General features: G+C 45.3%; 27 protein-coding genes. 8 read left to right on the top strand and 19 right to left on the bottom strand.

Features of this window, described 5'->3' with window-relative positions; genetic code table 11:
• Positions 1-294 precede the first annotated feature (294 nt).
• The 4 genes from ACFFJH_RS08510 to ACFFJH_RS08495 all read right to left on the bottom strand — a co-directional run bounded on the left by ACFFJH_RS08510 (position 295) and on the right by ACFFJH_RS08495 (position 2,262).
• A complete protein-coding gene (locus ACFFJH_RS08510) occupies positions 295-492 on the bottom strand; it encodes a type II toxin-antitoxin system antitoxin (protein WP_390211660.1) in 198 nt (65 codons plus the stop codon).
• Between the two features lie 78 nt (positions 493-570).
• Entirely contained in the window at positions 571-1,068 is a 498-nt protein-coding gene (locus tag ACFFJH_RS08505) for a hypothetical protein (RefSeq protein ID WP_390211659.1), read from the bottom strand.
• A 102-nt stretch (positions 1,069-1,170) separates the two neighbouring features.
• Positions 1,171-1,335, bottom strand: a complete 165-nt coding sequence (locus ACFFJH_RS08500) for a hypothetical protein (RefSeq protein ID WP_390211657.1) — start codon at positions 1,333-1,335, stop codon at positions 1,171-1,173.
• A gap of 18 nt (positions 1,336-1,353) precedes the next feature.
• Complete coding sequence (locus ACFFJH_RS08495) at positions 1,354-2,262, bottom strand: SPFH domain-containing protein (RefSeq protein ID WP_390211655.1); 909 nt, start codon at positions 2,260-2,262, stop codon at positions 1,354-1,356.
• Between the two features lie 194 nt (positions 2,263-2,456).
• Between ACFFJH_RS08495 and ACFFJH_RS08490 the strand changes: the two genes are divergently transcribed.
• The 3 genes from ACFFJH_RS08490 (at position 2,457) to ACFFJH_RS08480 (ending at position 6,586) form a co-directional block, all read left to right on the top strand.
• Positions 2,457-3,842 (top strand): MATE family efflux transporter, encoded by a 1,386-nt coding sequence (locus ACFFJH_RS08490; RefSeq protein ID WP_390211654.1) that lies wholly within the window; start codon positions 2,457-2,459, stop codon positions 3,840-3,842.
• Positions 3,843-4,068: 226 nt separating this feature from the next.
• The gene (ychF, locus tag ACFFJH_RS08485; RefSeq protein ID WP_390211653.1) at positions 4,069-5,160 is read left to right on the top strand and encodes a redox-regulated ATPase YchF; all 1,092 of its coding nucleotides are present in this window, start codon (positions 4,069-4,071) and stop codon (positions 5,158-5,160) included.
• Between the two features lie 292 nt (positions 5,161-5,452).
• Entirely contained in the window at positions 5,453-6,586 is a 1,134-nt protein-coding gene (locus ACFFJH_RS08480) for a GGDEF domain-containing protein (protein ID WP_390211651.1), read from the top strand.
• Positions 6,587-6,654: 68 nt separating this feature from the next.
• Here ACFFJH_RS08480 and ACFFJH_RS08475 read toward each other — a convergent pair whose 3' ends face one another.
• The 3 genes from ACFFJH_RS08475 to rsmD all read right to left on the bottom strand — a co-directional run bounded on the left by ACFFJH_RS08475 (position 6,655) and on the right by rsmD (position 8,263).
• A complete protein-coding gene (locus ACFFJH_RS08475) occupies positions 6,655-6,915 on the bottom strand; it encodes a YfhL family 4Fe-4S dicluster ferredoxin (RefSeq protein WP_390211649.1) in 261 nt (86 codons plus the stop codon).
• A gap of 68 nt (positions 6,916-6,983) precedes the next feature.
• On the bottom strand, positions 6,984-7,472 hold the full coding sequence (coaD, locus tag ACFFJH_RS08470; protein WP_390211647.1) for a pantetheine-phosphate adenylyltransferase: 489 nt from the start codon (positions 7,470-7,472) through the stop codon (positions 6,984-6,986).
• Between the two features lie 107 nt (positions 7,473-7,579).
• The gene (gene rsmD, locus ACFFJH_RS08465; RefSeq protein WP_390211645.1) at positions 7,580-8,263 is read right to left on the bottom strand and encodes a 16S rRNA (guanine(966)-N(2))-methyltransferase RsmD; all 684 of its coding nucleotides are present in this window, start codon (positions 8,261-8,263) and stop codon (positions 7,580-7,582) included.
• 202 nt (positions 8,264-8,465) lie between these two features.
• On the opposite strand from rsmD, the gene ftsY reads away from it, so the two are divergent.
• The 4 genes from ftsY (at position 8,466) to rpoH (ending at position 12,515) form a co-directional block, all read left to right on the top strand.
• Positions 8,466-9,605 (top strand): signal recognition particle-docking protein FtsY, encoded by a 1,140-nt coding sequence (ftsY, locus tag ACFFJH_RS08460; RefSeq protein WP_390211643.1) that lies wholly within the window; start codon positions 8,466-8,468, stop codon positions 9,603-9,605.
• Between the two features lie 77 nt (positions 9,606-9,682).
• Positions 9,683-10,432, top strand: a complete 750-nt coding sequence (locus tag ACFFJH_RS08455) for a cell division ATP-binding protein FtsE (protein ID WP_390211641.1) — start codon at positions 9,683-9,685, stop codon at positions 10,430-10,432.
• A 28-nt stretch (positions 10,433-10,460) separates the two neighbouring features.
• Positions 10,461-11,378: a cell division protein FtsX gene (locus ACFFJH_RS08450; protein WP_390211639.1), complete on the top strand. Its 918-nt coding sequence runs from the start codon at positions 10,461-10,463 to the stop codon at positions 11,376-11,378.
• Between the two features lie 237 nt (positions 11,379-11,615).
• Entirely contained in the window at positions 11,616-12,515 is a 900-nt protein-coding gene (rpoH, locus tag ACFFJH_RS08445) for an RNA polymerase sigma factor RpoH (RefSeq protein ID WP_390211637.1), read from the top strand.
• Between the two features lie 128 nt (positions 12,516-12,643).
• Here rpoH and ACFFJH_RS08440 read toward each other — a convergent pair whose 3' ends face one another.
• The 5 genes from ACFFJH_RS08440 to ACFFJH_RS08420 are packed head-to-tail and all read right to left on the bottom strand — an operon-like array spanning position 12,644 to position 16,635.
• A complete protein-coding gene (locus ACFFJH_RS08440; protein WP_390211635.1) occupies positions 12,644-13,285 on the bottom strand; it encodes an SCO family protein in 642 nt (213 codons plus the stop codon).
• Between the two features lies 1 nt (position 13,286).
• Positions 13,287-14,171 carry a heme o synthase gene (gene cyoE, locus ACFFJH_RS08435; RefSeq protein WP_390211634.1) on the bottom strand — a complete coding sequence of 295 codons (885 nt, stop codon included), beginning with the start codon at positions 14,169-14,171 and terminating at the stop codon, positions 13,287-13,289.
• Positions 14,172-14,225: 54 nt separating this feature from the next.
• A complete protein-coding gene (locus ACFFJH_RS08430; protein WP_390211632.1) occupies positions 14,226-15,278 on the bottom strand; it encodes a COX15/CtaA family protein in 1,053 nt (350 codons plus the stop codon).
• 60 nt (positions 15,279-15,338) lie between these two features.
• A complete protein-coding gene (locus ACFFJH_RS08425) occupies positions 15,339-15,860 on the bottom strand; it encodes an SCO family protein (protein ID WP_390212386.1) in 522 nt (173 codons plus the stop codon).
• A 55-nt stretch (positions 15,861-15,915) separates the two neighbouring features.
• Positions 15,916-16,635: an SURF1 family protein gene (locus ACFFJH_RS08420; RefSeq protein ID WP_390211630.1), complete on the bottom strand. Its 720-nt coding sequence runs from the start codon at positions 16,633-16,635 to the stop codon at positions 15,916-15,918.
• A 33-nt stretch (positions 16,636-16,668) separates the two neighbouring features.
• On the opposite strand from ACFFJH_RS08420, the gene ACFFJH_RS08415 reads away from it, so the two are divergent.
• Positions 16,669-16,869: a twin transmembrane helix small protein gene (locus ACFFJH_RS08415; RefSeq protein WP_390211628.1), complete on the top strand. Its 201-nt coding sequence runs from the start codon at positions 16,669-16,671 to the stop codon at positions 16,867-16,869.
• An 86-nt stretch (positions 16,870-16,955) separates the two neighbouring features.
• Here the strand turns inward: ACFFJH_RS08415 and ACFFJH_RS08410 are convergent, their stop codons facing one another.
• From ACFFJH_RS08410 to ACFFJH_RS08380, 7 genes are all read right to left on the bottom strand, one after another.
• Positions 16,956-17,816: a cytochrome c oxidase subunit 3 gene (locus tag ACFFJH_RS08410; protein WP_390211626.1), complete on the bottom strand. Its 861-nt coding sequence runs from the start codon at positions 17,814-17,816 to the stop codon at positions 16,956-16,958.
• A gap of 69 nt (positions 17,817-17,885) precedes the next feature.
• Entirely contained in the window at positions 17,886-18,101 is a 216-nt protein-coding gene (locus ACFFJH_RS08405) for a DUF2970 domain-containing protein (RefSeq protein WP_390211625.1), read from the bottom strand.
• A gap of 14 nt (positions 18,102-18,115) precedes the next feature.
• Positions 18,116-18,742 (bottom strand): cytochrome c oxidase assembly protein, encoded by a 627-nt coding sequence (locus ACFFJH_RS08400; protein WP_390211624.1) that lies wholly within the window; start codon positions 18,740-18,742, stop codon positions 18,116-18,118.
• Positions 18,743-18,760: 18 nt separating this feature from the next.
• The gene (locus ACFFJH_RS08395; protein ID WP_222612416.1) at positions 18,761-18,865 is read right to left on the bottom strand and encodes a cytochrome oxidase small assembly protein; all 105 of its coding nucleotides are present in this window, start codon (positions 18,863-18,865) and stop codon (positions 18,761-18,763) included.
• A gap of 64 nt (positions 18,866-18,929) precedes the next feature.
• Positions 18,930-20,543: a cytochrome c oxidase subunit I gene (gene ctaD, locus ACFFJH_RS08390; protein ID WP_390211622.1), complete on the bottom strand. Its 1,614-nt coding sequence runs from the start codon at positions 20,541-20,543 to the stop codon at positions 18,930-18,932.
• A 17-nt stretch (positions 20,544-20,560) separates the two neighbouring features.
• Positions 20,561-21,751 (bottom strand): cytochrome c oxidase subunit II, encoded by a 1,191-nt coding sequence (gene coxB / locus ACFFJH_RS08385; RefSeq protein WP_390211620.1) that lies wholly within the window; start codon positions 21,749-21,751, stop codon positions 20,561-20,563.
• Between the two features lie 219 nt (positions 21,752-21,970).
• On the bottom strand, positions 21,971-22,912 hold the full coding sequence (locus tag ACFFJH_RS08380; RefSeq protein WP_390211618.1) for a methyltransferase domain-containing protein: 942 nt from the start codon (positions 22,910-22,912) through the stop codon (positions 21,971-21,973).
• Positions 22,913-23,030: the final 118 nt, after the last annotated feature.

The following is a 23,030-nucleotide window of genomic DNA, read 5'->3' as shown; positions in this document are numbered from 1 at the left end:
GTATAATGCTCAATAACACGCCCGTGCGGAGTAGAAAATGACGGAGGCGTGCACTAACGATGCTCGCGCAGTTACTCAATTGAGCGCTGGACAAATTATTCAAAGCTGTAGGGAAAGGTAAAACCAAGGAGGGATTTTTTTGCAAAACTTCTTTTGCAATTGCATGCAACTTCAAACCAAAATGTGGATTAAGTTCTGGGCTTAGTCATACATAGGACTCAATATACGAGACAAGCGAGTGACGCGTAGATTACTAAATAGTCAAAGCTCCACATACATCTCAATCTAACAACTTCACGAATCCAAATCCGAACCAAGCTCTTGTTCGCCAGGTGCAGGTATTTTTCTGCCGCGTTGAAGTAAGGCTTGCCGCAGCAAATATTCCACTTGCGCATTCGCGCTGCGTAGCTCTTGCGCAGCCATGCGTTCGATCTCCGTCCAGAGAACGGGATCGATACGTAAGGGAAATGATTTTTTACCTGGGCTTGCCATAATCCATCAAGAATATTTTAGAACTGCTACCAAGATACTAATTTGATCAAACCATGTAGGGGCAAACGAACTCGTCGTTCATCTCGCTTGATTCGAAGCTTGAGTCGAAGCTTGATTCAACAACAAAACCGACAATCGAGCGCATAAGACTTCAGGTTCTGCCGAGCCAATGCGGATTTTTTTGCCATCGGCTTTTGTGATACGCACAGCACCGTTACCAGCCGCGTTATACAACATACCTTCACGCGTAAAACGTATGCCTTTACCTTCAAACCATTGCGTTTGGCAAACCTCGACCTGCTTTATCTCGGACAAATCTAACTGCCATTTTGGCCAAGGAAAAATACCAAATTGCCACTGCAAGCTGTGCTCATCCAACTTGATCGTCAAGTGACCGAAGATGCTTAACACCACCAAATTAATTACCGCGATCAAGAACAAGCTTTTCAGCAGCAAAGCAAAAGGCAGTTGTCGGCCATCAAACAAGCCGACACATAAAGTTAGCAAGGGTAAAAACACCCACATCAGAGTTACCCATTGGCGTGTTTGATATTTGGTTTGTGTAATTTCAGTCACAGATTTCACTTTCCTAATTTTTACGGTGATGCGCGCTGGCTTTGGCCTTCAACAAACACCAGCGCGTGGCTTTACTTTTTTTTGAGCTATTTTTTGTCTATTTTAGGACTTACGCAAAATTGCGCTGGCTAGGCGTGGAGCCGAAGACAGTACAAATGTACGACGAGGCGAACACAACGACGCCAGCGTCTGTTTTGCGCAAGTCCTATTCCGTGGCGCCAACATCGCGACAATAATAATCAAAATCACTGGCAAGATACTATCCATCTCAGATCTCCCATATACTCAATTATACAGAGTGCCTGTATTGATCACGGGTTGAGTCTCTTTGTCCGAACACAAGACCACTAGCAAATTACTGACCATTGCGGCTTTGCGCTCATCGTCCAACTCGACAATTTTTCTTTCTGACAAACCTTGCAAAGCTTCCTCGACCATACTCACCGCGCCATGCACAATTTTTTTACGTGCGCTGATAATGGCTTCAGCCTGCTGACGACGTAACATCACTTGCGCGATTTCTTGCGCGTAAGCCAGATGCGTCAATTTGGCATCTTCAACGTCAATACCAGCCGCCACAAAGCGATTGTGTAATTCTTGACGCATCGCATCGGCCACGACATCCATTCCAGAACGCAAAGTTGTCTCGCCTTCAGCCAAGTCTTCAGCATCGTCATAAGCGTACTGAGATGCGAGATGGCGTAAGGCCGCCTCGGCCTGCACCTGCACAAAACGCTCAAAATCATCGACGTTATAAATCGCTAATGCCGTCTCTTTCACCCGCCACACGATGGCAGCGCCGATTTCTACGGGATTGCCTCGTTTATCATTTACTTTTAAAGGCGGTGTATTCAAAGTGCGTGCGCGCAAACTGACTTTGCGTTTGGTGTACAAAAAGTTTGCCCAACGCAAACCTTCACTGCGATCCGTCCCTCTATATTGACCAAACAAAGAAAGCAATGCAGCCTCGTTCGGTTGCAACATATACAGACCCGCAAAAATCATCGTGCCTATCACATTTAACAAAAGCTTAAGGGCTATGGTCAACAAATGTGGCTCGGTTCCGGTAAGCAACAAAACAATCCCCGCTATGTGCAAAGCCACGCCGCACAACAACATGAAATAACCATCTAAGGATTGCAATTGACGCTCTTGAATAACTTTTTTTGTTATTCCTTGATTTTCTGTACTCATCAAATTCTCCATAAAAAAACTGCATGAATTTACCTTAACGGCAACAGGTAAATAGAAATCAAAGTGATATCACTTTAAGATCAACCATCCCCTTTGTCAAGCGGATTTAGCAAAATTTAAAAAACCACAACAACCACCATTTTTGGCACTTCAGGTAAGATACCTGTCAATCTAAAAGCCCGCTCTCCTCATCAATGAAAACCCAAATCCGCACCGAAGTTGCCCAACTTTGGCAAATCGCATGGCCAGTCTTGATTGGTCAGTTAGCAACTGTAGGCATGTCTGTTGCTGATGTGGCAATGACCGGCCATCTTAGCGCTCAAGATTTAGCAGCCGTTGCCTTAGGCGCTTCACTCTGGTCGATTATTTTGGTAACCGTCATGGGCGTCATGATTTCGGTCAATGCGGTGGTAGCGCATGAAGTGGGCGCCTCGGCATTTAACAAAATTCCCCACATCATGCGCCAGGCGATGTGGATGGGTTTGGGTGTTGGCCTTGTTGCCTGCCTTGTCCTTAATCTGTCTACGGGCGTGTTCGACTATTTACAATTAGAGCCCTTCGTCCAAGCTAAAGCGACCGAGTTTGTACGCGTGATCAGTATCGGTATGCCAGCGTTCGCTATGTATCGCGCTTTGTATAGTTACACGACTAGCCTGAATCACACCAAGCCTGTAATGGTCATTGCCTTACTCGGCTTAGCATTCAATATCGTAGTCAATTGGCTATTCATCTATGGCAAATGGGGCTTCCCGCAATTAGGATCAACCGGCTGTGCGATCGCCACAGGCGTAGGAATGTGGCTGATGCTGGGTGCCATGATTTGGTGGACTCATCGCGCCCAAGCGTACAAGCAAACCTTTCCATTCACTCACAAAGAAGCGCCCAAATGGAGCGAGATTCGGTCTATGTTGCGTATTGGCCTGCCGATAGGCGTGACCTATTTTGTGGAAGTATCGGCGTTTTGTGCCGTGGGTTTATTGGTCGCGCGCTTTGGTGTGGTTGCAATATCTGCCAATCAAATTGCGCTCAATTTTTCTTCACTGGCCTTCATGATACCCATGAGTTTAGGTATCGCCTTGACCACGCGAGTTAGTCAAACTTTGGGGGAGCGCGATGTCGTTCGGGCACGCTTTATTTCCTGGACTGGGGTTGGCGTGTCTTTAGTGTTCGCTGTATTTTCAGCCACCTTGATGACTTTGTTCCGACATCAGGTGGCAGCCGCCTACACCTCGGATCCTGCGGTGCAAGCGGTAGCGGCTAATCTTCTTTTGCTCGCAGCAATTTTTCAGCTATCTGACGCGGCACAAGTGACGCTATCGTGCGCCCTGCGCGGTTATAAAATTACGCGTATTCCCATGCTAATTCACATCATGGCGTTTTATGGTTTTGCCTTACCCATAGGTGGCATTTTGGGCTTGGCGCCCAGTTGGTTCCCGTGGCATCCAGCACAGCCTATGGAAGCGGCGGGCTTTTGGATAGGATTGGTTCTGGGACTGACGGTCGCCGCCATTTTATTGGCTATTTTCCTGCATCGATTATCGGGTACCAAGATCGCTTACGATGTTCATCCAGCAAGCTGAAATTAGCCTTATCATTAGTCCAAACATTACTCGCTCTACCACCCACGAACCGCGCAAATAGCATGTTTCGAAAGGTGCTGGTGTAAAATAGCGCCTTATTTTTAGAATATTTCAAAATTTCCAAGCATGCGTTGAAATTTTGTACTTGTTCTATTTCTGTCTGATACACCTGAGTGAATTCAATTTATTCCCAATTTTTCTCAGTTTTTTCTAAGTAAAGTTCATCATGAGTCTTCAATGCGGTATCGTCGGCCTGCCTAACGTCGGCAAATCTACACTTTTCAATGCCTTGACCAAAGCAGGCATTCCGGCAGAAAACTATCCTTTCTGTACGATAGAACCCAATGTCGGCGTAGTCGAAGTACCAGATCCGCGTTTAAAGCAATTATCAGAAATCGTTAAACCAGAACGCGTGCAAAACGCCATCGTTGAATTCGTCGATATCGCGGGCTTAGTTGCTGGCGCGTCCAAAGGCGAAGGCTTGGGTAACCAATTCTTAGCGCACATTCGCGAAACAGATGCGATTGTGAACGTAGTACGTTGCTTCGAAGACGACAACGTGATCCACGTCGCGGGCAAAGTTAGTCCTTTAGACGACATCGAAGTCATTCAAACTGAGCTGTGCTTGGCGGATATGGGTTCGGTAGAAAAAGCCATCCATCGCGAAAACAAAAAAGCCCGCTCCGGCGATAAAGATGCGCTGAAACTAGTGACTTTGCTTGAGAAAATCATGCCTGGTTTGAACGACGCCAAACCAATCCGCGCCATGGGTTTAGATAAAGAAGAAATGGCCTTGATCAAACCTATGTGTTTAATCACGGCAAAGCCAGCCATGTATGTCGCCAACGTGTCGGATAACGGCTTCACCAACAATCCTTTACTCGATCAATTAACGACTTACGCTGCGTCTCAAAATGCCCCTATCGTGGCAATTTGCGCTTCTATCGAATCTGAAATTGCAGACTTAGATGATGCCGACAAAACCGAATTCTTGGCAGATATGGGCATGGAAGAACCAGGCCTAGATCGCCTAATTCGTGCCGCATTTAAACTCTTAGGCTTGCAAACTTACTTCACCGCCGGCGTCAAAGAAGTGCGCGCATGGACCATACATATCGGTGATACAGCACCGCAAGCGGCGGGTGTGATTCATACTGATTTTGAACGCGGCTTCATCCGCGCCCAAACCATTGCTTTCGACGACTACATCGCCCACAAAGGTGAAGCAGGTGCAAAAGAAGCGGGCAAGATGCGTGCTGAAGGTAAGGAATACGTGGTGAAAGATGGCGACGTTTTGAACTTCTTGTTTAACGTCTAAACCGTCCAATAAGCAATCCAATAAAATCCCGGATGATGGTTGTCATCCGGGATTTTTTTTGCGTGCTTACACGTGCTTACATAAGATAATCCATTCGAGTAAAAGCAGACAAAAACAAATCTCCGCGACCCACGCTAGAAGAGACAGTGTGAGTTGACATTGGCATTTTTATCGGCATTGATGAGTAACTGATTGGTGATTATTGACAATTGTTGCTAATAGCTGGCTGTGATACAGTGATGACATTGTTGCAAAAAAGCTTTTATTCAAACCACAGCTCGCGAGAGATTTCATGGATAAGTCATTTACCGTCACGACCAGTCAACATGGGGATGCTGTGCAACAAGAGCTCGATGCAGTACGGGCACAATTAAATGATTTGCTGATGGAAGCACGTCACAATCAGGAAATCTTATCCCGCCACCAAACACTGGATATTCAACTCATAGGTTCACAAAGTTTTCGCGAACTGATTCAACACATTTTTGTGACGCTGGCAGAAATTTGTGAACTCGATCAAGTGACGCTTTCTTTAATCAACTCTCAGCATAATTTGCAAGAGATGCTGGCTGATCTCAAGATCGACAATACCGAGTTTCCTTTCCTGCTATTTGTCCAAAACGAAACTGATTTGCGGCAATATGGAAAGCCTTTGAAAAAACCCGTACTAGGTCGATATCAAGCCTCACAGCACGCGAAATTTTTTGCACCTTGTTTCGAACAAGCTTCCAGCGTCGCCATCATCCCATTAATACGCCAAAGCAAACTATTAGGCAGTTTAAATTTAGGTAGCAACAAGCCGGAACGCTTCATTAGTGATATGGGGACTGATTTTATCGAGCGACTTGGCTCTATCATCGCCATCTGTCTTGAGAACGTGATCAATAGCGAACGACTGACGCAAATCGGACTCACCGATGCCTTAACCAATGTCAGCAATCGGCGCCATGTAGAGCAACGTATGCTGGAAGAAATTGCGCGTGCGCGCCGCCAGCATTACGGCATTTCATGCATGTATCTGGACATTGATCACTTCAAAAAAATCAATGATGTACACGGCCATCACGGTGGCGATGAAGTTTTAAAAGAAACGGCGAAACGTATCAAAGCAGAACTTCGTCTAAGTGATACTTTGGGTCGATTTGGCGGTGAAGAATTTATCGTCTTACTGGTGAATGCCCATCACACTGATGCCAAACACGTAGCAGAACGCATACGTAAAAGTGTCGCCGATAAAACCTTTATGTTGAGTATGACGGGCTTGTGCGATGTCACTTTATCGATAGGCATAGCGACACTATCGGATGATCATAATCTGGGGGAAATTGAGAACGCAGCACAGACATTATTGCTACGCGCTGATCGAGCTTTGTATGAAGCGAAAGAACAAGGACGAAATCGCGTTTGCGAATCACTGGAAGATTAATTTGTATTAATTCTTGCCAGTGATAGTCACAAGTTCAAGTCCCAACTTCGAGTTTTAAGTTTGAAATTTTAAGATTTTTTAGCAGCAGCTTGCAGCGCTTCATATTTCGCCATCAATTGCTCTTTGCTCTCGCGCCACGCTGGATTGAACGGAATGCAGCTAACTGGGCAGACTTGCTGGCATTGCGGCTCATCGTAATGGCCTACACATTCCGTGCATTTATTGGGATCAATCTCGTAAATCTCCGGCCCCATATAAATCGCTTCATTAGGACACTCAGGTTCACATACATCGCAATTGATGCAATCATCGGTAATTAATAGAGCCATATTTAATCTTTGCCACTTAGTCTTTGTTGCTTAATTTTTCGTGCTTAATTTCTGCTACTTAGTTTTTGCTATTTATTTTGCTCAGTGATTTTCTTCTTCAACCATGCATCGACAGAAGGAAACACAAATTTTGAAACATCACCACCAAATTGGGCAATCTCACGCACGATGGTGCCGGAAATAAATTGATATTGATCAGATGGCGTTAAGAACATGGTTTCAACATCGGGCAATAAATAACGATTCATGCCTGCCATCTGGAATTCATATTCAAAATCAGAAACTGCACGCAAGCCACGCACGATGACCCGCGCATCGTTCTTACGGACAAAGTCTTTGAGCAAACCCGAAAAGCTCTCGACTCGAACGTTAGGATAATGTCCAAGAACTTCATTAGCGATGCTTAAGCGTTCTTCGAGCGAGAAAAAAGGCTTTTTATTTTTGCTGTCGGCAACACCGACGATCAATGTATCAAACAAGCCCGAAGCACGACGTACCAAGTCTTCATGGCCGCGCGTGAGCGGATCAAAGGTGCCTGGATAAACAGCTGTAACCATTTCTTTTCCTTGGTGTGTAGTGTGCGATTGTTTATCAGGTTCTTATCAACAGTTGCAAGCTGTAGAAAGACTTGATATTTAATTTTAGATGCGCATTATCCCAGATTTTAATCGGCTTCACCGGACTGGGTGTTGCGTTGCAACAAATGAAAGTACACGCTGCCCGCTTTATCTTGTCGCACGATTTGCCAACCCGCGCACCAATCTGGCAAAGAAACATCTTGTTGCGAGCTTAAAGCTTGTTCCGACTCGACATATAAAACGCCTTCTGGCGCTAACAAATCTCGACAAAATGGCAGAATTTTTTCTAAAAAACCCAAATTGAATGGCGGATCAAGGAATATCAAGTCGAATTTCTCACCACGAGAAATGAGATGCTTCACCAAAAGTAAAGCATCGCCTCGCTGCAAACTAATCTGTTCTGCTTTTAACTTAGCCTTAGTTTGTTCCAATTGTTTGAAAGCGGGCGTAAACGCTTCAAACATGAGGACTTTAGCCACACCACGACTGGCGGCTTCAAAACCCAAGGCACCACTACCCGCAAACATATCCAGACAAGTAACTTGCGGCCACCGACTATGGAACAAATGGTTGAGCCAATTAAACACCGTCTCACGCACTCGATCAGGCGTAGGGCGCAAACCATCGGCGCTGATGACCGTCAAAGGGGTGCGCTTCCAATCGCCGCCAATAATTCGGATTTGGTGACTAGCTTGGCTATGATTAGCCCGCTTGGATGGTGGGTGCTTTGCAGGCGAACTTTGATTAGTGTGATTCTTGTTGTGATTCATAGCGGCGGCAGAAAATCGTCGGTGTGCTCTGTTAGAATGGCAGCATTCTAAAGGTTTTTCGTAGCAGGTCTGTCGTTCTCTGATCTTCAAGGTCAATTTTCCTGATTTGACGTAAATATTTGACAAGTCAAATGCAATTGAAGTGAGATGCGACTGCCACGAACCCTCTCAACACTTACTATTTTTGAGCCAACACCGATCCATGTTTAGCTTTTTCAGAAAAAAAACACCCGAGCCAGTCTCCACCAATAGCAGCGCTGATACCAGTACCGATGCCAACGCTGAAGTCAGCAAGAGCGCCCAAGTGGTCAAGGATGCGGGGAGCGGACTAACAGCTTCCGACGCGACACCCAATAACCCAACGACCGCAGCAGTTGATGCGTCACCTCAAGTCACCGCAGCGCAAGAAGTAAAACCCGAGGTAGTCCCTGAAACGGCACCTGCCAAGCTGTCTTGGATAGCCCGCTTAAAGCAAGGCTTGGCAAAAACCTCGTCGAATTTAACGACTTTGTTCGTTGGTGCCAAAATCGATGAGGATTTGTATGAGGAATTAGAAGCCGCTCTATTAACTTCTGATGCCGGCGTCGAAGCCACCGTGCATTTATTGGATCATCTCAAGCGCAAAGTCAAAGAAGAAAAATTAACTGAAGCCGAACAAGTCAAAACGGCGCTCAAAAGCTTATTACTCGACTTGTTAACGCCTTTACAAAAACCATTTGAACTAGGTCGTCATCAACCACTAGTCATGATGATTGCTGGCGTCAATGGCGCAGGCAAAACTACGACTATCGGCAAACTGGCTAAACATATGCAAGTACATAATCAGTCGGTGGTTTTAGCGGCTGGCGATACTTTCCGTGCTGCAGCCCGCGAGCAATTGATGGTTTGGGGCGAACGTAACAACATTACCGTCATCGCGCAGGAATCTGGTGATCCGGCGGCAGTCGCCTTTGACGCCGTCGCTTCCGCTAAAGCACGTGGTACCAATGTGGTCATGGTGGATACCGCAGGACGCTTACCAACTCAATTGCATTTGATGGAAGAACTCAAGAAAATCAAACGCGTTATTGGCAAAGGCATGGACGGTGCACCGCAAGAAGTCTTGCTGGTCATAGACGGCAATACCGGACAAAATGCCTTGGCACAAGTCAAAGCTTTTGACGATGCATTGCAATTGACTGGTTTGATCATCACTAAATTAGACGGCACCGCCAAAGGTGGCGTCTTGGCGGCGATTGCTAAAACTCGTCCGATTCCTGTGTATTTCATCGGTGTTGGCGAGCAAATTGAAGATTTACAAGCTTTTAATGCGCAAGAATTTGTAGATGCTTTACTCAATTGAGTAGTAACTAAGCAGCAACTAAGCATTAGCCCAGTAATAACTGAGTGATGACAGTGTCAAAAGAGAGATAAATCGCAATGATTGAATTTCAACATGTATCGAAAGCCTATACCAACGACATTTACGCCTTACGCGATGTCTCGTTTTCTATTGGTGACGGTGAGTTGGTTTTTTTAGCCGGACCTTCGGGCGCGGGCAAATCTACCGTACTCAAAATGATCGCGGGTCTGGAAAAACCAAGTAGCGGCATGGTCATGATGAATGGTCAAAGCATCAGCAAATTGAAAAGTGGCAGCCTGCCCTACCTGCGGCGCAAACTGGGGCTGATTTTGCAAGGACAAGGTCTGTTACTAGATCGCAGCGTATTAGCCAATGTGATGTTACCCATGATCGTAGTGGGCGAATCGATGGCGGATGCGGAAACCCGAGCCTACGCAGCATTAGAGCGTTTAAATATACAAGACAAAGCGGATGCTTCGCCGCTCTCGTTATCTGGTGGCGAGCAACAGCGTGTTGCCATCGCACGTGCCATTGTCAATCGCCCACAGATCATCCTAGCCGACGAACCAACCGCCTTTTTAGACCGGGAAAACGCAGTGATCGTCATCAATGCATTAAAGGCCTTTCAGCGCTCGGGCGTGACTTGCATTATCTCCAGTCACGATGAGCAATTTTTAGAGCAAGCAAATCGGGTTATTTATTTAAGCAAAGGCGAAGTCACTGATTCTTGGACTTCTGCGGTAATTCCATCGGTTTCAACTGAGGCTGCCGAGGCTGCTGTAGCGCTAAGCGGTGCCACTCCCCTCACCTCAATGGCACATGCTTAAAAAAGATTCGTAAGGATAAAATCTCATTATGACTAACTGGTTTCGTCAACATGCCTACGCCCTGCGTGCAGCGCTCACTCACTTGCGCGCAGCACCAGGTAATTTTCTGTTTAATGTACTGGTCGTCGCCATTGCGCTCGCGTTGCCTATCGCGGGTTTGACCGTCTTAGAAAATATACGTCCCGTAGCCTCCCAACTTTCCATCGAGCCCGAGATCAGTGTATTTTTAAAACCCGAATTAGCCACTACCGATGCCGCAGCGATGGCGGCACCGATCAGGAATGTACTAAAAGACCTCAAAGTCAGCGCCAAAGTAAAATTTGTCCCAAAAGATAAAGCCTTAGCCGCCATGGAAGGTACCAATAGCCTCGCGGAAGTGTTGGCAACTTTGGGAGGCAATCCACTACCCGATGCTTATGTACTGTCTCTTGCCAATGCGGATAGCAATAAAGCCGAGCAACTCACAGCCAGTTTGCGCGGCTTAGATAATGTCGATGTTGTCCAAGTTGACTCTGAGTGGGTCAAACGTCTAGCAGCTTTATTACAAGTATTGCAGATGGCATTATTATTCCTCGCAGGGACGTTAGCCGTTGTGGTGATCGTGGTGGTGTTTAACGCTACCCGCTTGCAAGTGATCTCACATCAAGCAGAGATCAGTGTCAGCCGCATGTTAGGCGCGACTAATAGCTTTATTCATAAACCCTATTACTACACAGGTGCAATGCTTGGCATACTAGCGGGTGGCATGGCATTGGGTTTGGTCGCCTTATCTTTACATCCACTCAACCAAGCTATCGCTGAATTTGCAAAATTATATGCATCCGAATTTCATCTTAGTCCACTAGGGCTACTACCAAGCCTAGGTTTAATCCTTATGAGTAAGATTTTGGGTCTGTGCGGCGCTTATTTATCGGTCAGACGTCAATTGTCGAAAATTCCTCATTGATATCAGATACTTAGCTTCTTAAACCACATGATCATTAGCGCTTTTCGATAATCAAAAAGCATCTCAAATAATCGGTAAAAAATTAAATTTTTTACACATCCCTCTTGAAATTCGACTAAATAAACAGATAATTAGCACTCATCCCGATTGAGTGCTAATATTAGAACTTGAAAGTGCCTGAAAATAATTTTTGGCACCGCTTTACGGAATTAATCTGATTTGATATCAGGAGGAAACATGACACAAACATCAGCACAAGGCATTTTGCATTCTTCGGACAGCACCGCTTTAGCACTGGGTTTCACTGGCACGCTGGGCAATATTGATGCCTATATCTCTGCCGTCAATCGTTTGCCTATGTTGTCGCACGAAGAAGAAATTAACCTCGCGACAAAATTAAAATTACATAATGACCTCAATGCCGCGCAACAATTAGTTATGTCGCACTTGCGTCTGGTAGTCTCCATCGCTCGTGGCTACTTAGGTTATGGCTTACCACATGCTGATTTGATTCAAGAAGGTAATATTGGCTTAATGAAAGCCGTCAAACGCTTCGACCCTGATCAAGGAGTCCGCTTGGTGTCCTACGCCATGCATTGGATCAAAGCGGAGATGCATGAATACATCTTGAAAAACTGGCGCTTAGTGAAAGTCGCGACAACGAAAGCACAACGTAAGTTATTCTTTAATCTGCGTTCAAACAAAGAAGGTCTGGATTCCATGACACCTTCACAAATTGATAGCCTGGCTAGCAAGCTCGACGTTAAGCGCGAAGACGTAATTGAAATGGAAATGCGCTTATCTGGTCGTGATGTCGCTTTGGATGGCTCTAGCGATGACGAAGATGAGAAATTCGCACCTATCGCTTACTTAAAAACGGAAGCGGAAGAGCCGACTCAAGTTATCGAAGCACAGCAATATGATCGCTTACAAAGTGAAGGCTTAGAGTCCGCATTAGCGAAACTTGACCCACGCTCACGCCATATTATCGAATCACGCTGGTTACAAAATGATGATGGCTCTGGCGCGACTTTACATGATCTGGCGGATGAATATGGCGTTTCAGCAGAACGCATACGTCAAATCGAAAGCGCTGCTTTGAAAAAAATGAAAAGCTCTTTAAGTAGCTATGCTTAAGATTTAAGATTTACAACTATTGTCAAAGTTAGTAAGCATTAAAAAAGGCACTCAATGTAGATTGGGTGCCTTTTTCTTTTACTTTATCCTTCGCTACTTCTTTGTTCCGAGTATTTTGAACCGGATACTTATTTCAGCAAAATCTTTAAATCATGCACAATGGCTTCTGGCTTTTGTCCATATTGAACGTAGAGACGAATGCGGCCTTCTGGGTCAAATACATAGCTCGCTGCAGTGTGATCCATGGAGTAGTTTTCCGGTGTTGTTCCTGCGCTCTTTTGATAAAACACCTTAAACTCCTTAGCCACTTTAGCGGTCGCCGCTGCATCTCCATATAAACCTAAAAAGCGCTTATCAAAATTAGGAACATAAGCAGCTAATAAAGCTTGCGTATCGCGCTCAGGATCGACGGTGACAAAGAGCACTTGTACTCTATCAGCCAAAGGCCCCAACTGCGTCATAACCTTGGCCATTTCAAACATCGTGGTCGGACAAACATCTGGACATTGGGTGTAACCAAAGAACAAAACGACCGCTTTGCCTTTGAAGTCTTGCAGCGTGCGAGTTTTACCATTCTGGTCGGTCAAGGTAAATTCTTTACCGTATGGCAAACCCGTTAAATCGGTATTGATAAATTTTTCTGCGGTTTCAGTCTTATTGCATGCGGCTAGGCTAAATGCCGCCACCAAAGACAGAATTAATAATCCGCGACGACTCAAAGATGAGGACAAAGGTGAGCGCAAACGTGAAGCTAAAGAAGAAGTTTTCATATCACAGCTTTATGTAGTGATCGACTAAGAGCGCAACGAACAACAAAGATAAATAGACGATAGAAAAGGTAAAAGTTTTACGCGCCAACACATCGTCATAGTGGCGATAAATACGCCACGCATACCATAAGAAACCCAAGCCTAAAAGAACCGCGCTGACCAAATAAATTAGGCCGCTCATCTTGACAGCGTAAGGTAACAAGGTAGTTGCGAATAAAACGATGGTATAGAGCCAAATATGAAAACGAGTGAATTCCAAACCATGAGTGATAGGAAGCATAGGCAAACCCGACTTTGCATAATCATCACGACGATACATAGCTAAGGCCCAAAAATGGGGCGGGGTCCAGACAAAAATAATCAACACCAGCAACCATGCCTGCATAGGCACTTCATTGGCCACCGCAGCCCAACCAAGTGCTGGTGGCATAGCACCGGACAAGCCACCAATCACGATATTCTGCGGCGTTGCAGGCTTCAAAATTATCGTATAAATCACGGCATAGCCAACAAAGGTCACGAAAGTTAGCCACATTGTTAAAGGATTTACGAGCGCATAGAGCACCCACATACCGGCACCACCTATCAACGCCGAAAAAATCAAAATCTGCTGGGTGCTCAATTCGCCTTGTGCGCTAGGACGACGTGCTGTGCGCGCCATACGTGCATCAATTTCCCGCTCTACCAAACAGTTGACAGCAAAAGCAGCTCCCGCGAGTAGCCAAATACCTATCGTTGCGGCGACGAGTATTTTCCAATCTGGCAAAGTGGGCGTTGCCAAAAACATGCCAATCACCGCACAAAACACAGCGAGCTGCGTCACCCTAGGCTTCGTCAGAGCGAGGTATTGAAAAAAACGATTACTCAAAGTGCTGGGTTTAGTCATGTAAATGTGGTGCTTTTGGGGAAATGGCAATTAGGAATTCAAATCATGCCTAGCTTAAGTGCTGGCGCGAGCTCGATAGTTTAACATGCTCAGCAACAGCACAAGTAAGGCAGCACCCGCATTATGCAAAACAGCAATCGCTAAGGGCCAAGAAAAATAGACCGTCGCGACACCGCTTAAGAATTGCATTAAAAGTACCGCAATAATCGCATTACTATTCGCCCTCAAAACCTCATGCTTTCGACATAGAAATGCTGTCAAGCCTAAACTCAGGAAAACGATCCAAGCGAAACTACGATGTACCCATTGTATGGTGACTAAGGCCGAGTGCGGCAAGTAATCACCACTGGCGGTTTTACCCAATTCTCGCCACAAAACATAGGCGTGCTCAAAATCCAAGTCAGGTATTACTTCACCATTGCAAGACGGATAATCATGACAGGCCAATGCCGCATAATTGGTGCTAACCCAGCCGCCTAAAGCAATTTGCGCCAACAGCACCAAGAACACAATTGGTAGCAATCGTCGTAGCCATGCTTGAACCGACACCACCAAAGGTGGGGATTCTCGCATCCAAGCCCAAACCAACAGCGACAACAGAGTCAAGGCCAGCAATAAATGAATGGTCACAATAATCGGCTGCAACTTCATAGTGACCGTCCATTTGCCAAATGCACCTTGTATCAGCACTAAGACAAACAAGGTAGTCGCCAACCAAGGAGAATGACGCAAGCTAGAACGACGCCACCATGCAATGATCATCTGAGCGGTAATCAAGACGCCAACACAGGTCGCCAAATAGCGATGTATCATTTCTATCCAAGCCTTCATGACCGTTACCGGCCCGGTCGGCATCAAGGCTTCCGCAGCCTTAATCTCGTTATGCGCCTGAAAAGGATTTGCTTGACCGTAGCAACCCGGCCAATCAGGGCAACCCAAGCCAGAATCAGTCAAGCGTGTAAACGCGCCAAATATAATCAAATCAAAGGTAAGAAACAAAGTCACCGCAATTAACTTGCGGTATTTATTACTGTCCTTGGAAGCCCAAACAATCGCCAAGGGAAATAAGGCGATCAATAGTCCATAAATAGCGATTTGGATAAACATAAAAAGTCCAGATAAGCGCAACTAACGCAGCGCAAACAGATAAAAAAGAGAACTAGTCAATTAACCGATGGCTGAGGCCTTGAGCAATTTCCCAATATCTTTTTTAACTTTATTCGGATCAGCATCCTTAGGGAAACGCATCATCAAATTACCCAATGGATCGATCACATAGATATGATCTTGAATCTGCGTGCCAGTCTCAGTAGGCAACCATTTCTCTAATGCCGCGCGATCAGTACGCAATAAGTGGGTACCTGCAATACCCGCTTTTATTTGGGCATCAAGCGCTTGAGTATCGGTAATTAACCAAACCCGCTCTATCCTATCCATCGCTTTACCTTGCGCGAGGCGTAATTGCCGCATTTCAAGCAATTTTCGCTGACAAGCTTCGGCGCAATTTCCCGTATCAATTTGCAACATCAGCCATTTGCCTTTTAATTCGCTTAAGGTGGCAGGCTTCGCTCCCTCCTCATTCGTCATCGTTAGCTCAGGCATAGGGTACTGACGTGGATCTATAATGGTTCCATAGTTATTTTTTGCCTGAGGCTTAATCACATAGTAAGTAAAATACGATGCGATCATAGGTGCAGCGCATACGGCGAGCACAGCGAATAATTTCCAACGACCTGCGATTTTTCTATTGTCTACGTTTTCCACGACGAATTCCTGTCACTACAAAAAAGATGGCGGCCATTAAGGCTAATCCATACCATTGAAATGCATATGCTCTATGCTTATCAGAACCAGCAGAAGGCTTAGGCCAGTCACGGACTAGTCCATCGTTAGCATCTGAAGTTTGCTCAAGCACTCTATCTATCATTTTTAAACCACTTTGCTTGCGCAAATCATCCAAAGACAAACCTTGCACAATCGCACCAGCCTTCAATGCCTCGTTTTGCCCAAGCTGCATGGTGCGATCTAAATGATCACGAACAAGTCCTTCAAGTTCTATTATTCCTTGCTCAGTGACAAGCTCCGGCATTTTAGTGCGTTCTACCGGATTACGCTGAAACCAACCGCGCGCCACCAAAATGCTTACGTCGCTATCTTCCAACTTGAATGGCATCAAGACATAAAAACCGACTGTGCCATGTAAGGGACGATTATCCAAATACAGAGGCCAATTGCTGACAAACTGGCCTCGCAATTTAAGTCGTTGAAATACTTTCAAGTCCGTCGCTAACATGTCCTTAGTGAAGTTCAGTGCTGGCTTTTGCATTTGCTCTTGCATGAGCTGCGCCAAAATTTCCTTCTCTTCCGCGCGCCTGGTTTGCCAATTTCCCAAAGAAATACCCAAGGCGCACAACAAAGCGGTCACAACAAAAGGCAAGATACGGATCAAAATAGACTTAAGCATTACAATAAGGCTTTTGCAGAAAAAGTGAGTCACATGAAAATCTTGGTCGCCATCGCCTTCTTACTGATACTGTTCAGTCTGGGCTCAGCTTTAATCTACTTAATGAAAGATAAAGGTAAGAGCAACCGTACAGTGAAAGCTCTGGCTTTTCGTGTCGGCTTCTCAGTTAGTTTGTTTATCTTAATTCTGATCGCGCATCACTTTGGCTTAATACAGCCGACTGGCATTCACTAATATTCATTAGCATTCATTAATACCGTATCTCTGTATGAACAAAAAGCCGCACTTAGTGCGGCTTTTTGTTTAATTAAATCAATGCATTACAACCAGTACACAACAACATACAAGCCCAGCCATACTACGTCAACAAAGTGCCAATACCAAGCAGCGCCTTCAAACGCAAAATGATGATCTGGAGTGAAATGGCCTTTTAAGTGACGATATAAAACCACAGACAACATAATCGCACCCATAGTAACGTGGAAACCATGGAAACCTGTCAACATATAAAACGTAGAACCATAAATACCAGAAGTCAATTTCAGATTTAATTCACTATATGCATGCATGTATTCGTAAGCTTGGAAGCCCATGAAAACTGCGCCCAACAAGATCGTCGCAAACAACCAAAATGAAGTTTTCGCACGATGACCTTCACGTAAAGCATGGTGAGAAATAGTTAAAGTAACACCTGACGCCAACAACAACGCTGTATTGATCGTTGGAATAGGGAAAGGTCCCATGGTCTTAAATGTTTCCACAGTACCCGCTGGACCAACTCCACCCCAAACTGCAGCAAAATCAGGCCACAATACTTTATGATCCAAATCAGCTAACCACGGCATCGTGATGCTACGTGCATAAAACAAGGCACCGAAGAATGCGCCGAAGAACATCACTTCAGAGAAAATGAACCAGCTCATACTCCAACGGAAAGATGTATCAATCCGAGCGCTGTATTTGCCGCCTTCAGATTCTGCGATAGCATCACCGAACCATTTATACAAAACGACTAATGTCAGGAGAATACCTGCGAAATTCAGGTAAGCACCCCAAGTTGCGCCATTTACCCAAGCGGATGCGCCAAGCATAGTCAGCAGTAAAGTAATGCCACCTAATACTGGCCACTGTGAAGGACCTGGCACGAAATAGTGCGGTGCACTAGCGTTATGAGAACTCATTTCCATCTCCCGATACAATTTTTTAAACTCAATTATTAACTAATTTATTAACTAAAATTCACTAATTTTTTATTTCGCTACGACGTTTTTTACAATCACAATCAGGATCGTAATGAAGATCGCCGCACCTATCAAACCTGCAATAATGACATGAACTGGATTCAACTGTGCTGCATCCTTTTCATAGGCACTTCTCTTACGTATGCCCAAAAACGACCACAACACCGCCTTCATTGTTGCTAAAAATGAGGCTTTGCGTTTGCTTGCCTGTTTTAAGTCATCCATCTCTTGCCCGTATCTTATGATCCAGTTTTACCAGTCGTCGGCTGGAGGCCAACCTCAAAAAAAGTATAAGACAAAGTAATAGTCTTTACTTCTTTTGGCAATGCAGGATCAATAAAAAATGATACGGGCATTTGACGTGCTTCATTTGCTTCCAGAGTCTGCTGCTTAAAACAGAAACACTCCATCTTTTTGAAAAATGCTGCAGCTTGCTGCGGCGCATAGCTAGGAATCGCTTGCGCATCCATTTTATAAGATTGCTTATTCACAACCTCGTACACGACTTGCGCCATTTCACCAGGATGAACTTGCAAGCTCGACACAGTAGGGCGAAACCGCCATGGACCTTGTGTATTCGCATCAAATTCAACTGTTACCAAGCGACTCTTATCTACTTGCGAATTCACTACCGCATCAGCAGAAATATCTTTAGGCGTCAAAATATTGATGCCCGTAATTTCACAAATCTGCTTATAAATCGGAATCAAAGCATAGCCAAAACCAAACATCACAACGGCAATGACAACTAATTTCTTCAACATCAGGAAATTAAGTTTTTTATTCTCAACTTGAACTTCTGATATCTCTTGCCTATTTTCCTGCTTGTTCTCTTGCTTATTTTCTTGCTTTAGTTCATCCGACATGCCTAATCCGATTCAAGCTCAGCGAAACAAAGTCTGCTTAACAAAAATGCCAATAAAAAACACTAGCACAACCGAGGCTAAAATTAGTGCCGTGGTGAGATTACTTTTCTTTTGGTTTTTCATTTTTGTTTTTTATCTTCGTTCTTTATTTTTCGACCCCGATTTACATCGGGGTCAATCGCAACATTTATTTGACAACTGGCGGTTCTTCAAATGTATGGAATGGTGCTGGACTTGGTACTGTCCATTCCAAACCTTCGGCACCTTCCCATGGTTTTGCTTCTGCTGGCTTACCACCTTTGATCGATGGAATGACCACGAACAAGATGAAGTACACCTGCATCAAACCAAAACCGAAAGCACCAATTGAAGCAATCATATTAAAGTCAGCAAATTGTGCTGGGTAATCTGCATAACGACGTGGCATACCTGCTAAGCCCAAGAAGTGCATAGGGAAGAAGGTGATATTAAAGAAGATCAAAGACAACCAAAAATGGATCTTGCCGCGAGTTTCGTTGTACATGAAGCCTGTCCATTTTGGTCCCCAGTAGTAGAAACCTGCAAACAAGGCAAACAAAGAACCTGCTACCAATACATAGTGGAAGTGAGCGACAACATAGTAAGTATCTTGCAACTGGATATCAATTGGTGTTACCGCCAAAATCAAACCGGTGAAACCACCCATCGTGAATACGAAAATAAAACCAACGGCAAACAACATAGGCGTTTCGAAAGTCATCGAACCTTTCCACATTGTCGCGATCCAGTTAAACACTTTCACGCCAGTTGGGATAGAAATCAACATGGTTGCGTACATGAAGAACAACTGCGCCGTCACTGGCATACCCGTTGTAAACATGTGATGCGCCCACACGATGAAGGACAAAATCGCGATAGAAGCAGTTGCATACACCATAGACGCATAACCAAACAGAGGCTTACGTGCAAATGCTGGAATGATCTGAGAAACGATACCAAACGCTGGCAAAATCATGATGTACACCTCTGGATGTCCGAAGAACCAGAAAATGTGTTGGTACATGACTGGGTCACCGCCACCAGCAGCGTTAAAGAAAGAAGTACCGAAATGACGATCTGTCAAAGTCATGGTAATCGCGCCTGCCAATACTGGCATTACCGCGATCAACAAGTAAGCTGTGATCAACCATGTCCAGCAGAACATTGGCATCTTCATCAAGGTCATGCCAGGAGCGCGCATGTTTAAGATGGTTGTAATGATGTTGATCGAACCCATAATGGAAGAAGCACCCATGATATGCACAGCGAAAATCGCCATGTCCATACCAGGTCCCATTTGTGTCGACAATGGCGCGTACAAAGTCCAACCCGCTGCAGTCGCGCCGCCTGGCACCCAGAAAGAAGCCATCAACAAGATAGCTGCAGGTGGCATTAACCAGAATGAAAAGTTATTCATACGGGCAAACGCCATATCGGACGCGCCGATTTGCAAAGGAATCATCCAGTTAGCGAAGCCAACGAAAGCCGGCATAATCGCACCGAAAACCATCACCAAACCGTGCATGGTAGTTAACTGATTGAAGAACTCAGGTTGCATCAATTGCAAACCTGGTTGGAACAATTCACTACGAATCAACAAGGCCATGACACCGCCGGCCATCAACATCGTGAATGCGAACCACAAATACAAGTTACCGATATCTTTGTGGTTAGTCGCGAATAAATAACGACGCCAGCCATGTGGATGATCGTGGTGATCATGCGCGTGGTCATCATGACCATGAGAGTGATCGTGTGCGTGATCAGCTACTGTATTACTCATCTCTATCTCCTGTTCAATTACTTACGCGCAGCCAAAACTTCGGCTGGCTGGACGATATTTTCTGCGGACTTATTCGACCAGCTATTACGGCTATAAGTAATTACCGCTGCAATTTCTGTATCTGACAAAGTCGCTTTCCATGCTGGCATGCCACGAATACCGTTCAACAAGATATCAACTTGGGCTGCTTTCGGACCAGCTACGACTGCTGAACCATCTAAAGCTGGGAATGCACCTGGTACACCTTTACCGTTCGCTTGGTGACAAGCAACGCAATTAGCGGCGTAAACGCTTTCGCCACGCTGTTTCAATTCATCCACGGTCCAAACTTTAGTAGGATCGTCAGCTTTCGCAGCCATCTCTTTTTTCTTGCCATCAACCCATGCTGTGTAATCTGCGTCTGAAACAACCTTCACAACGATAGGCATGAAAGCATGTTCTTTACCGCACAACTCAACGCATTGACCGCGATAAGTACCGATCTTCTCAGCTTTGAACCAAGTATCACGGACAAAACCTGGGATCGCATCTTGTTTTACGCCGAAAGCTGGGATAGTCCAGCCGTGAATCACGTCATTAGCGGTCGTGATAATACGTACTTTCTTATTCACAGGAACCACGACTTCGTTGTCGACTTCCAGCAAATAATTCAAATTACGTGCTTCGGTAGGTGCTACACCTGGCGCACCAACTTGGGTACGTGGCGTGGACAAAGTGGACAAGAAGGAAATACCTTCGCCTTCGCCTTTGAGGTAATCGTAACCCCATTTCCACTGCATACCAGTGGCTTTGATCGTGATATCCGCATTAGCGGTATCTTTCATCGCCACCACCGTTTTAGTGGCAGGCAATGCCATACCAATAACGATGAAGAAAGGTACGATAGTCCACAAGATCTCTACCGTTGTACTTTCATGGAAAGTAGCAGGCTTATGACCCAAAGATTTACGATGTTTCAAAATGGAATAAAACATCACACCAAATACTGCAACGAAAATCGCCAAGCAGATATACAGCATGAGGTTATGGATGGAATAAATCTGCTCCGCGATTTGTGTCACGGGTGTTTGCAGGTTTAACTGCTTGACGGCAGGACCACCTGGGCTATCTTTTACCGCCCAAGCTGGCATCCCAGCAGCCAAAAGCGAAGCACCCAGCACCAAAGAGGCACCCAGCGTTCTCGACTTTAATCGCATAGCATGTTTCATGATTTCCCCAAAAACCTATTAGAATTTTCAACAGAAGTTGCACAAAAAAAATGCCTGCAACTTCCACAACTGCGAGAGTATAAAGCGTAAAGCTGAGCTATATCAAGAAGAAATCATGGTTCGTCTGCGCAAAATCATATTGACAAACGGCAATTCTGGTATTGGAAAGTCGCAAGCCTAAACCAAGTAATAAATACATTAATTAGCCAAAATGGCAATTTACTTTTCATTTCTCTTGGGAAAATCGAAACGGATAATTGACTCCCCTGTGGCCAACTTGCTCGGCTGGGGCTTAAATGCATGACCGAAGACGATTTCAAAACTCAAAGGAATGCGACCGTCTGCCCCACGTGTTTTCTCCAGTTCAGCCACTAACTTTGCATAGTCGTTACGACCAAGCAAACCAGAACGCCTCGTCGATAATGGGTTGCCGCCCAATGCCCGCACGTCGGCAAACAATTGCTTCACGTCTTGATAACGCAAAGTAATTCTTTCGACATCCATGACAGGCGTAGCAAAACCCGCTTGCACTAACATATCGCCCAAATCATGCATATCGACAAAGGGCAAAGTATGCGGAAAATCATCTATTTTGGAAAAAGCCTGACGTAGCTCTATCATTGTGTCGGGGCCAAAACTGGAGAACATCACCAAGCCATTGACGCGCAGCAACCCCATCCATTCAGCCAGCACCAAATCGGGCTGTGGATGCCAGTGTAAGGCCAGATTCGACCACAACACATCTAGACTATTTTTCTTCAAACTCGGCTGTGCAAAATTTCCGCAAATCAAATGCGCATTAGAATTAGATAGCGCTGACGAACCAGATTTCCCTAAAACGCCATCGACCAGCCACTGCCCCAACATGCGACGCAATCCCTGACGTGCGCCGCTTTGCGCCTGCGCACCACTACGTAAGGCTGACCAAGAAGCATCTAATCCAAAAATCTGCGCCTGCGGAAAACGCGTGCCAAGCAAAGGTAAATCGATACCGTCGCCACAACCCGCATCTAACGCTGCGTGCGCTTCGATTTTGACTAACTCCAACTTCTCTCGCATGCGATTTGCAATTTCTCGGCGCAAAAATTGCGAGCCTTGCAAGCGCTCTGGAGTTGCAAACAAACGACGGACGGTGGATAACTGGATAGGCGCGCTGAGCATAATTCAAAATTGGCATGCTAAAGTCACACCAATGACAAAAATAGGAAAGCACGTAGTTTACCTGTTTCTCCTTGTGCGCATCGGATTCTGACAGAGCCTATTTCAATGGGCATTTTTG

It is taken from the genome of Affinundibacterium danionis (assembly GCF_042432465.1).
Lineage (GTDB): Bacteria > Pseudomonadota > Gammaproteobacteria > Burkholderiales > Burkholderiaceae_D > Undibacterium > Undibacterium danionis.
The sequence above is the reverse complement of the archived record's forward strand: the minus strand, read 5'-3'. Positions and strand labels throughout refer to the sequence as shown.

Excerpts from the sequence above, each read along its gene's own strand:
- ACFFJH_RS08510 (WP_390211660.1), bottom strand. The coding sequence starts at position 492 with ATGGCAAGCCCAGGTAAAAAATCATTTCCCTTACGTATCGATCCCGTT.
- ACFFJH_RS08500 (WP_390211657.1), bottom strand. The coding sequence starts at position 1,335 with ATGGATAGTATCTTGCCAGTGATTTTGATTATTATTGTCGCGATGTTG.
- ACFFJH_RS08495 (WP_390211655.1), bottom strand. The coding sequence starts at position 2,262 with ATGAGTACAGAAAATCAAGGAATAACAAAAAAAGTTATTCAAGAGCGT.
- ACFFJH_RS08490 (WP_390211654.1), top strand. The coding sequence starts at position 2,457 with ATGAAAACCCAAATCCGCACCGAAGTTGCCCAACTTTGGCAAATCGCA.
- ychF (WP_390211653.1), top strand. The coding sequence starts at position 4,069 with ATGAGTCTTCAATGCGGTATCGTCGGCCTGCCTAACGTCGGCAAATCT.
- ACFFJH_RS08480 (WP_390211651.1), top strand. The coding sequence starts at position 5,453 with ATGGATAAGTCATTTACCGTCACGACCAGTCAACATGGGGATGCTGTG.
- ACFFJH_RS08475 (WP_390211649.1), bottom strand. The coding sequence starts at position 6,915 with ATGGCTCTATTAATTACCGATGATTGCATCAATTGCGATGTATGTGAA.
- coaD (WP_390211647.1), bottom strand. The coding sequence starts at position 7,472 with ATGGTTACAGCTGTTTATCCAGGCACCTTTGATCCGCTCACGCGCGGC.
- rsmD (WP_390211645.1), bottom strand. The coding sequence starts at position 8,263 with ATGAATCACAACAAGAATCACACTAATCAAAGTTCGCCTGCAAAGCAC.
- ftsY (WP_390211643.1), top strand. The coding sequence starts at position 8,466 with ATGTTTAGCTTTTTCAGAAAAAAAACACCCGAGCCAGTCTCCACCAAT.
- ACFFJH_RS08455 (WP_390211641.1), top strand. The coding sequence starts at position 9,683 with ATGATTGAATTTCAACATGTATCGAAAGCCTATACCAACGACATTTAC.
- ACFFJH_RS08450 (WP_390211639.1), top strand. The coding sequence starts at position 10,461 with ATGACTAACTGGTTTCGTCAACATGCCTACGCCCTGCGTGCAGCGCTC.
- rpoH (WP_390211637.1), top strand. The coding sequence starts at position 11,616 with ATGACACAAACATCAGCACAAGGCATTTTGCATTCTTCGGACAGCACC.
- ACFFJH_RS08440 (WP_390211635.1), bottom strand. The coding sequence starts at position 13,285 with ATGAAAACTTCTTCTTTAGCTTCACGTTTGCGCTCACCTTTGTCCTCA.
- cyoE (WP_390211634.1), bottom strand. The coding sequence starts at position 14,171 with ATGACTAAACCCAGCACTTTGAGTAATCGTTTTTTTCAATACCTCGCT.
- ACFFJH_RS08430 (WP_390211632.1), bottom strand. The coding sequence starts at position 15,278 with ATGTTTATCCAAATCGCTATTTATGGACTATTGATCGCCTTATTTCCC.
- ACFFJH_RS08425 (WP_390212386.1), bottom strand. The coding sequence starts at position 15,860 with ATGATCGCATCGTATTTTACTTACTATGTGATTAAGCCTCAGGCAAAA.
- ACFFJH_RS08420 (WP_390211630.1), bottom strand. The coding sequence starts at position 16,635 with ATGCTTAAGTCTATTTTGATCCGTATCTTGCCTTTTGTTGTGACCGCT.
- ACFFJH_RS08415 (WP_390211628.1), top strand. The coding sequence starts at position 16,669 with ATGAAAATCTTGGTCGCCATCGCCTTCTTACTGATACTGTTCAGTCTG.
- ACFFJH_RS08410 (WP_390211626.1), bottom strand. The coding sequence starts at position 17,816 with ATGAGTTCTCATAACGCTAGTGCACCGCACTATTTCGTGCCAGGTCCT.
- ACFFJH_RS08405 (WP_390211625.1), bottom strand. The coding sequence starts at position 18,101 with ATGGATGACTTAAAACAGGCAAGCAAACGCAAAGCCTCATTTTTAGCA.
- ACFFJH_RS08400 (WP_390211624.1), bottom strand. The coding sequence starts at position 18,742 with ATGTCGGATGAACTAAAGCAAGAAAATAAGCAAGAGAACAAGCAGGAA.
- ACFFJH_RS08395 (WP_222612416.1), bottom strand. The coding sequence starts at position 18,865 with ATGAAAAACCAAAAGAAAAGTAATCTCACCACGGCACTAATTTTAGCC.
- ctaD (WP_390211622.1), bottom strand. The coding sequence starts at position 20,543 with ATGAGTAATACAGTAGCTGATCACGCACACGATCACTCTCATGGTCAT.
- coxB (WP_390211620.1), bottom strand. The coding sequence starts at position 21,751 with ATGAAACATGCTATGCGATTAAAGTCGAGAACGCTGGGTGCCTCTTTG.
- ACFFJH_RS08380 (WP_390211618.1), bottom strand. The coding sequence starts at position 22,912 with ATGCTCAGCGCGCCTATCCAGTTATCCACCGTCCGTCGTTTGTTTGCA.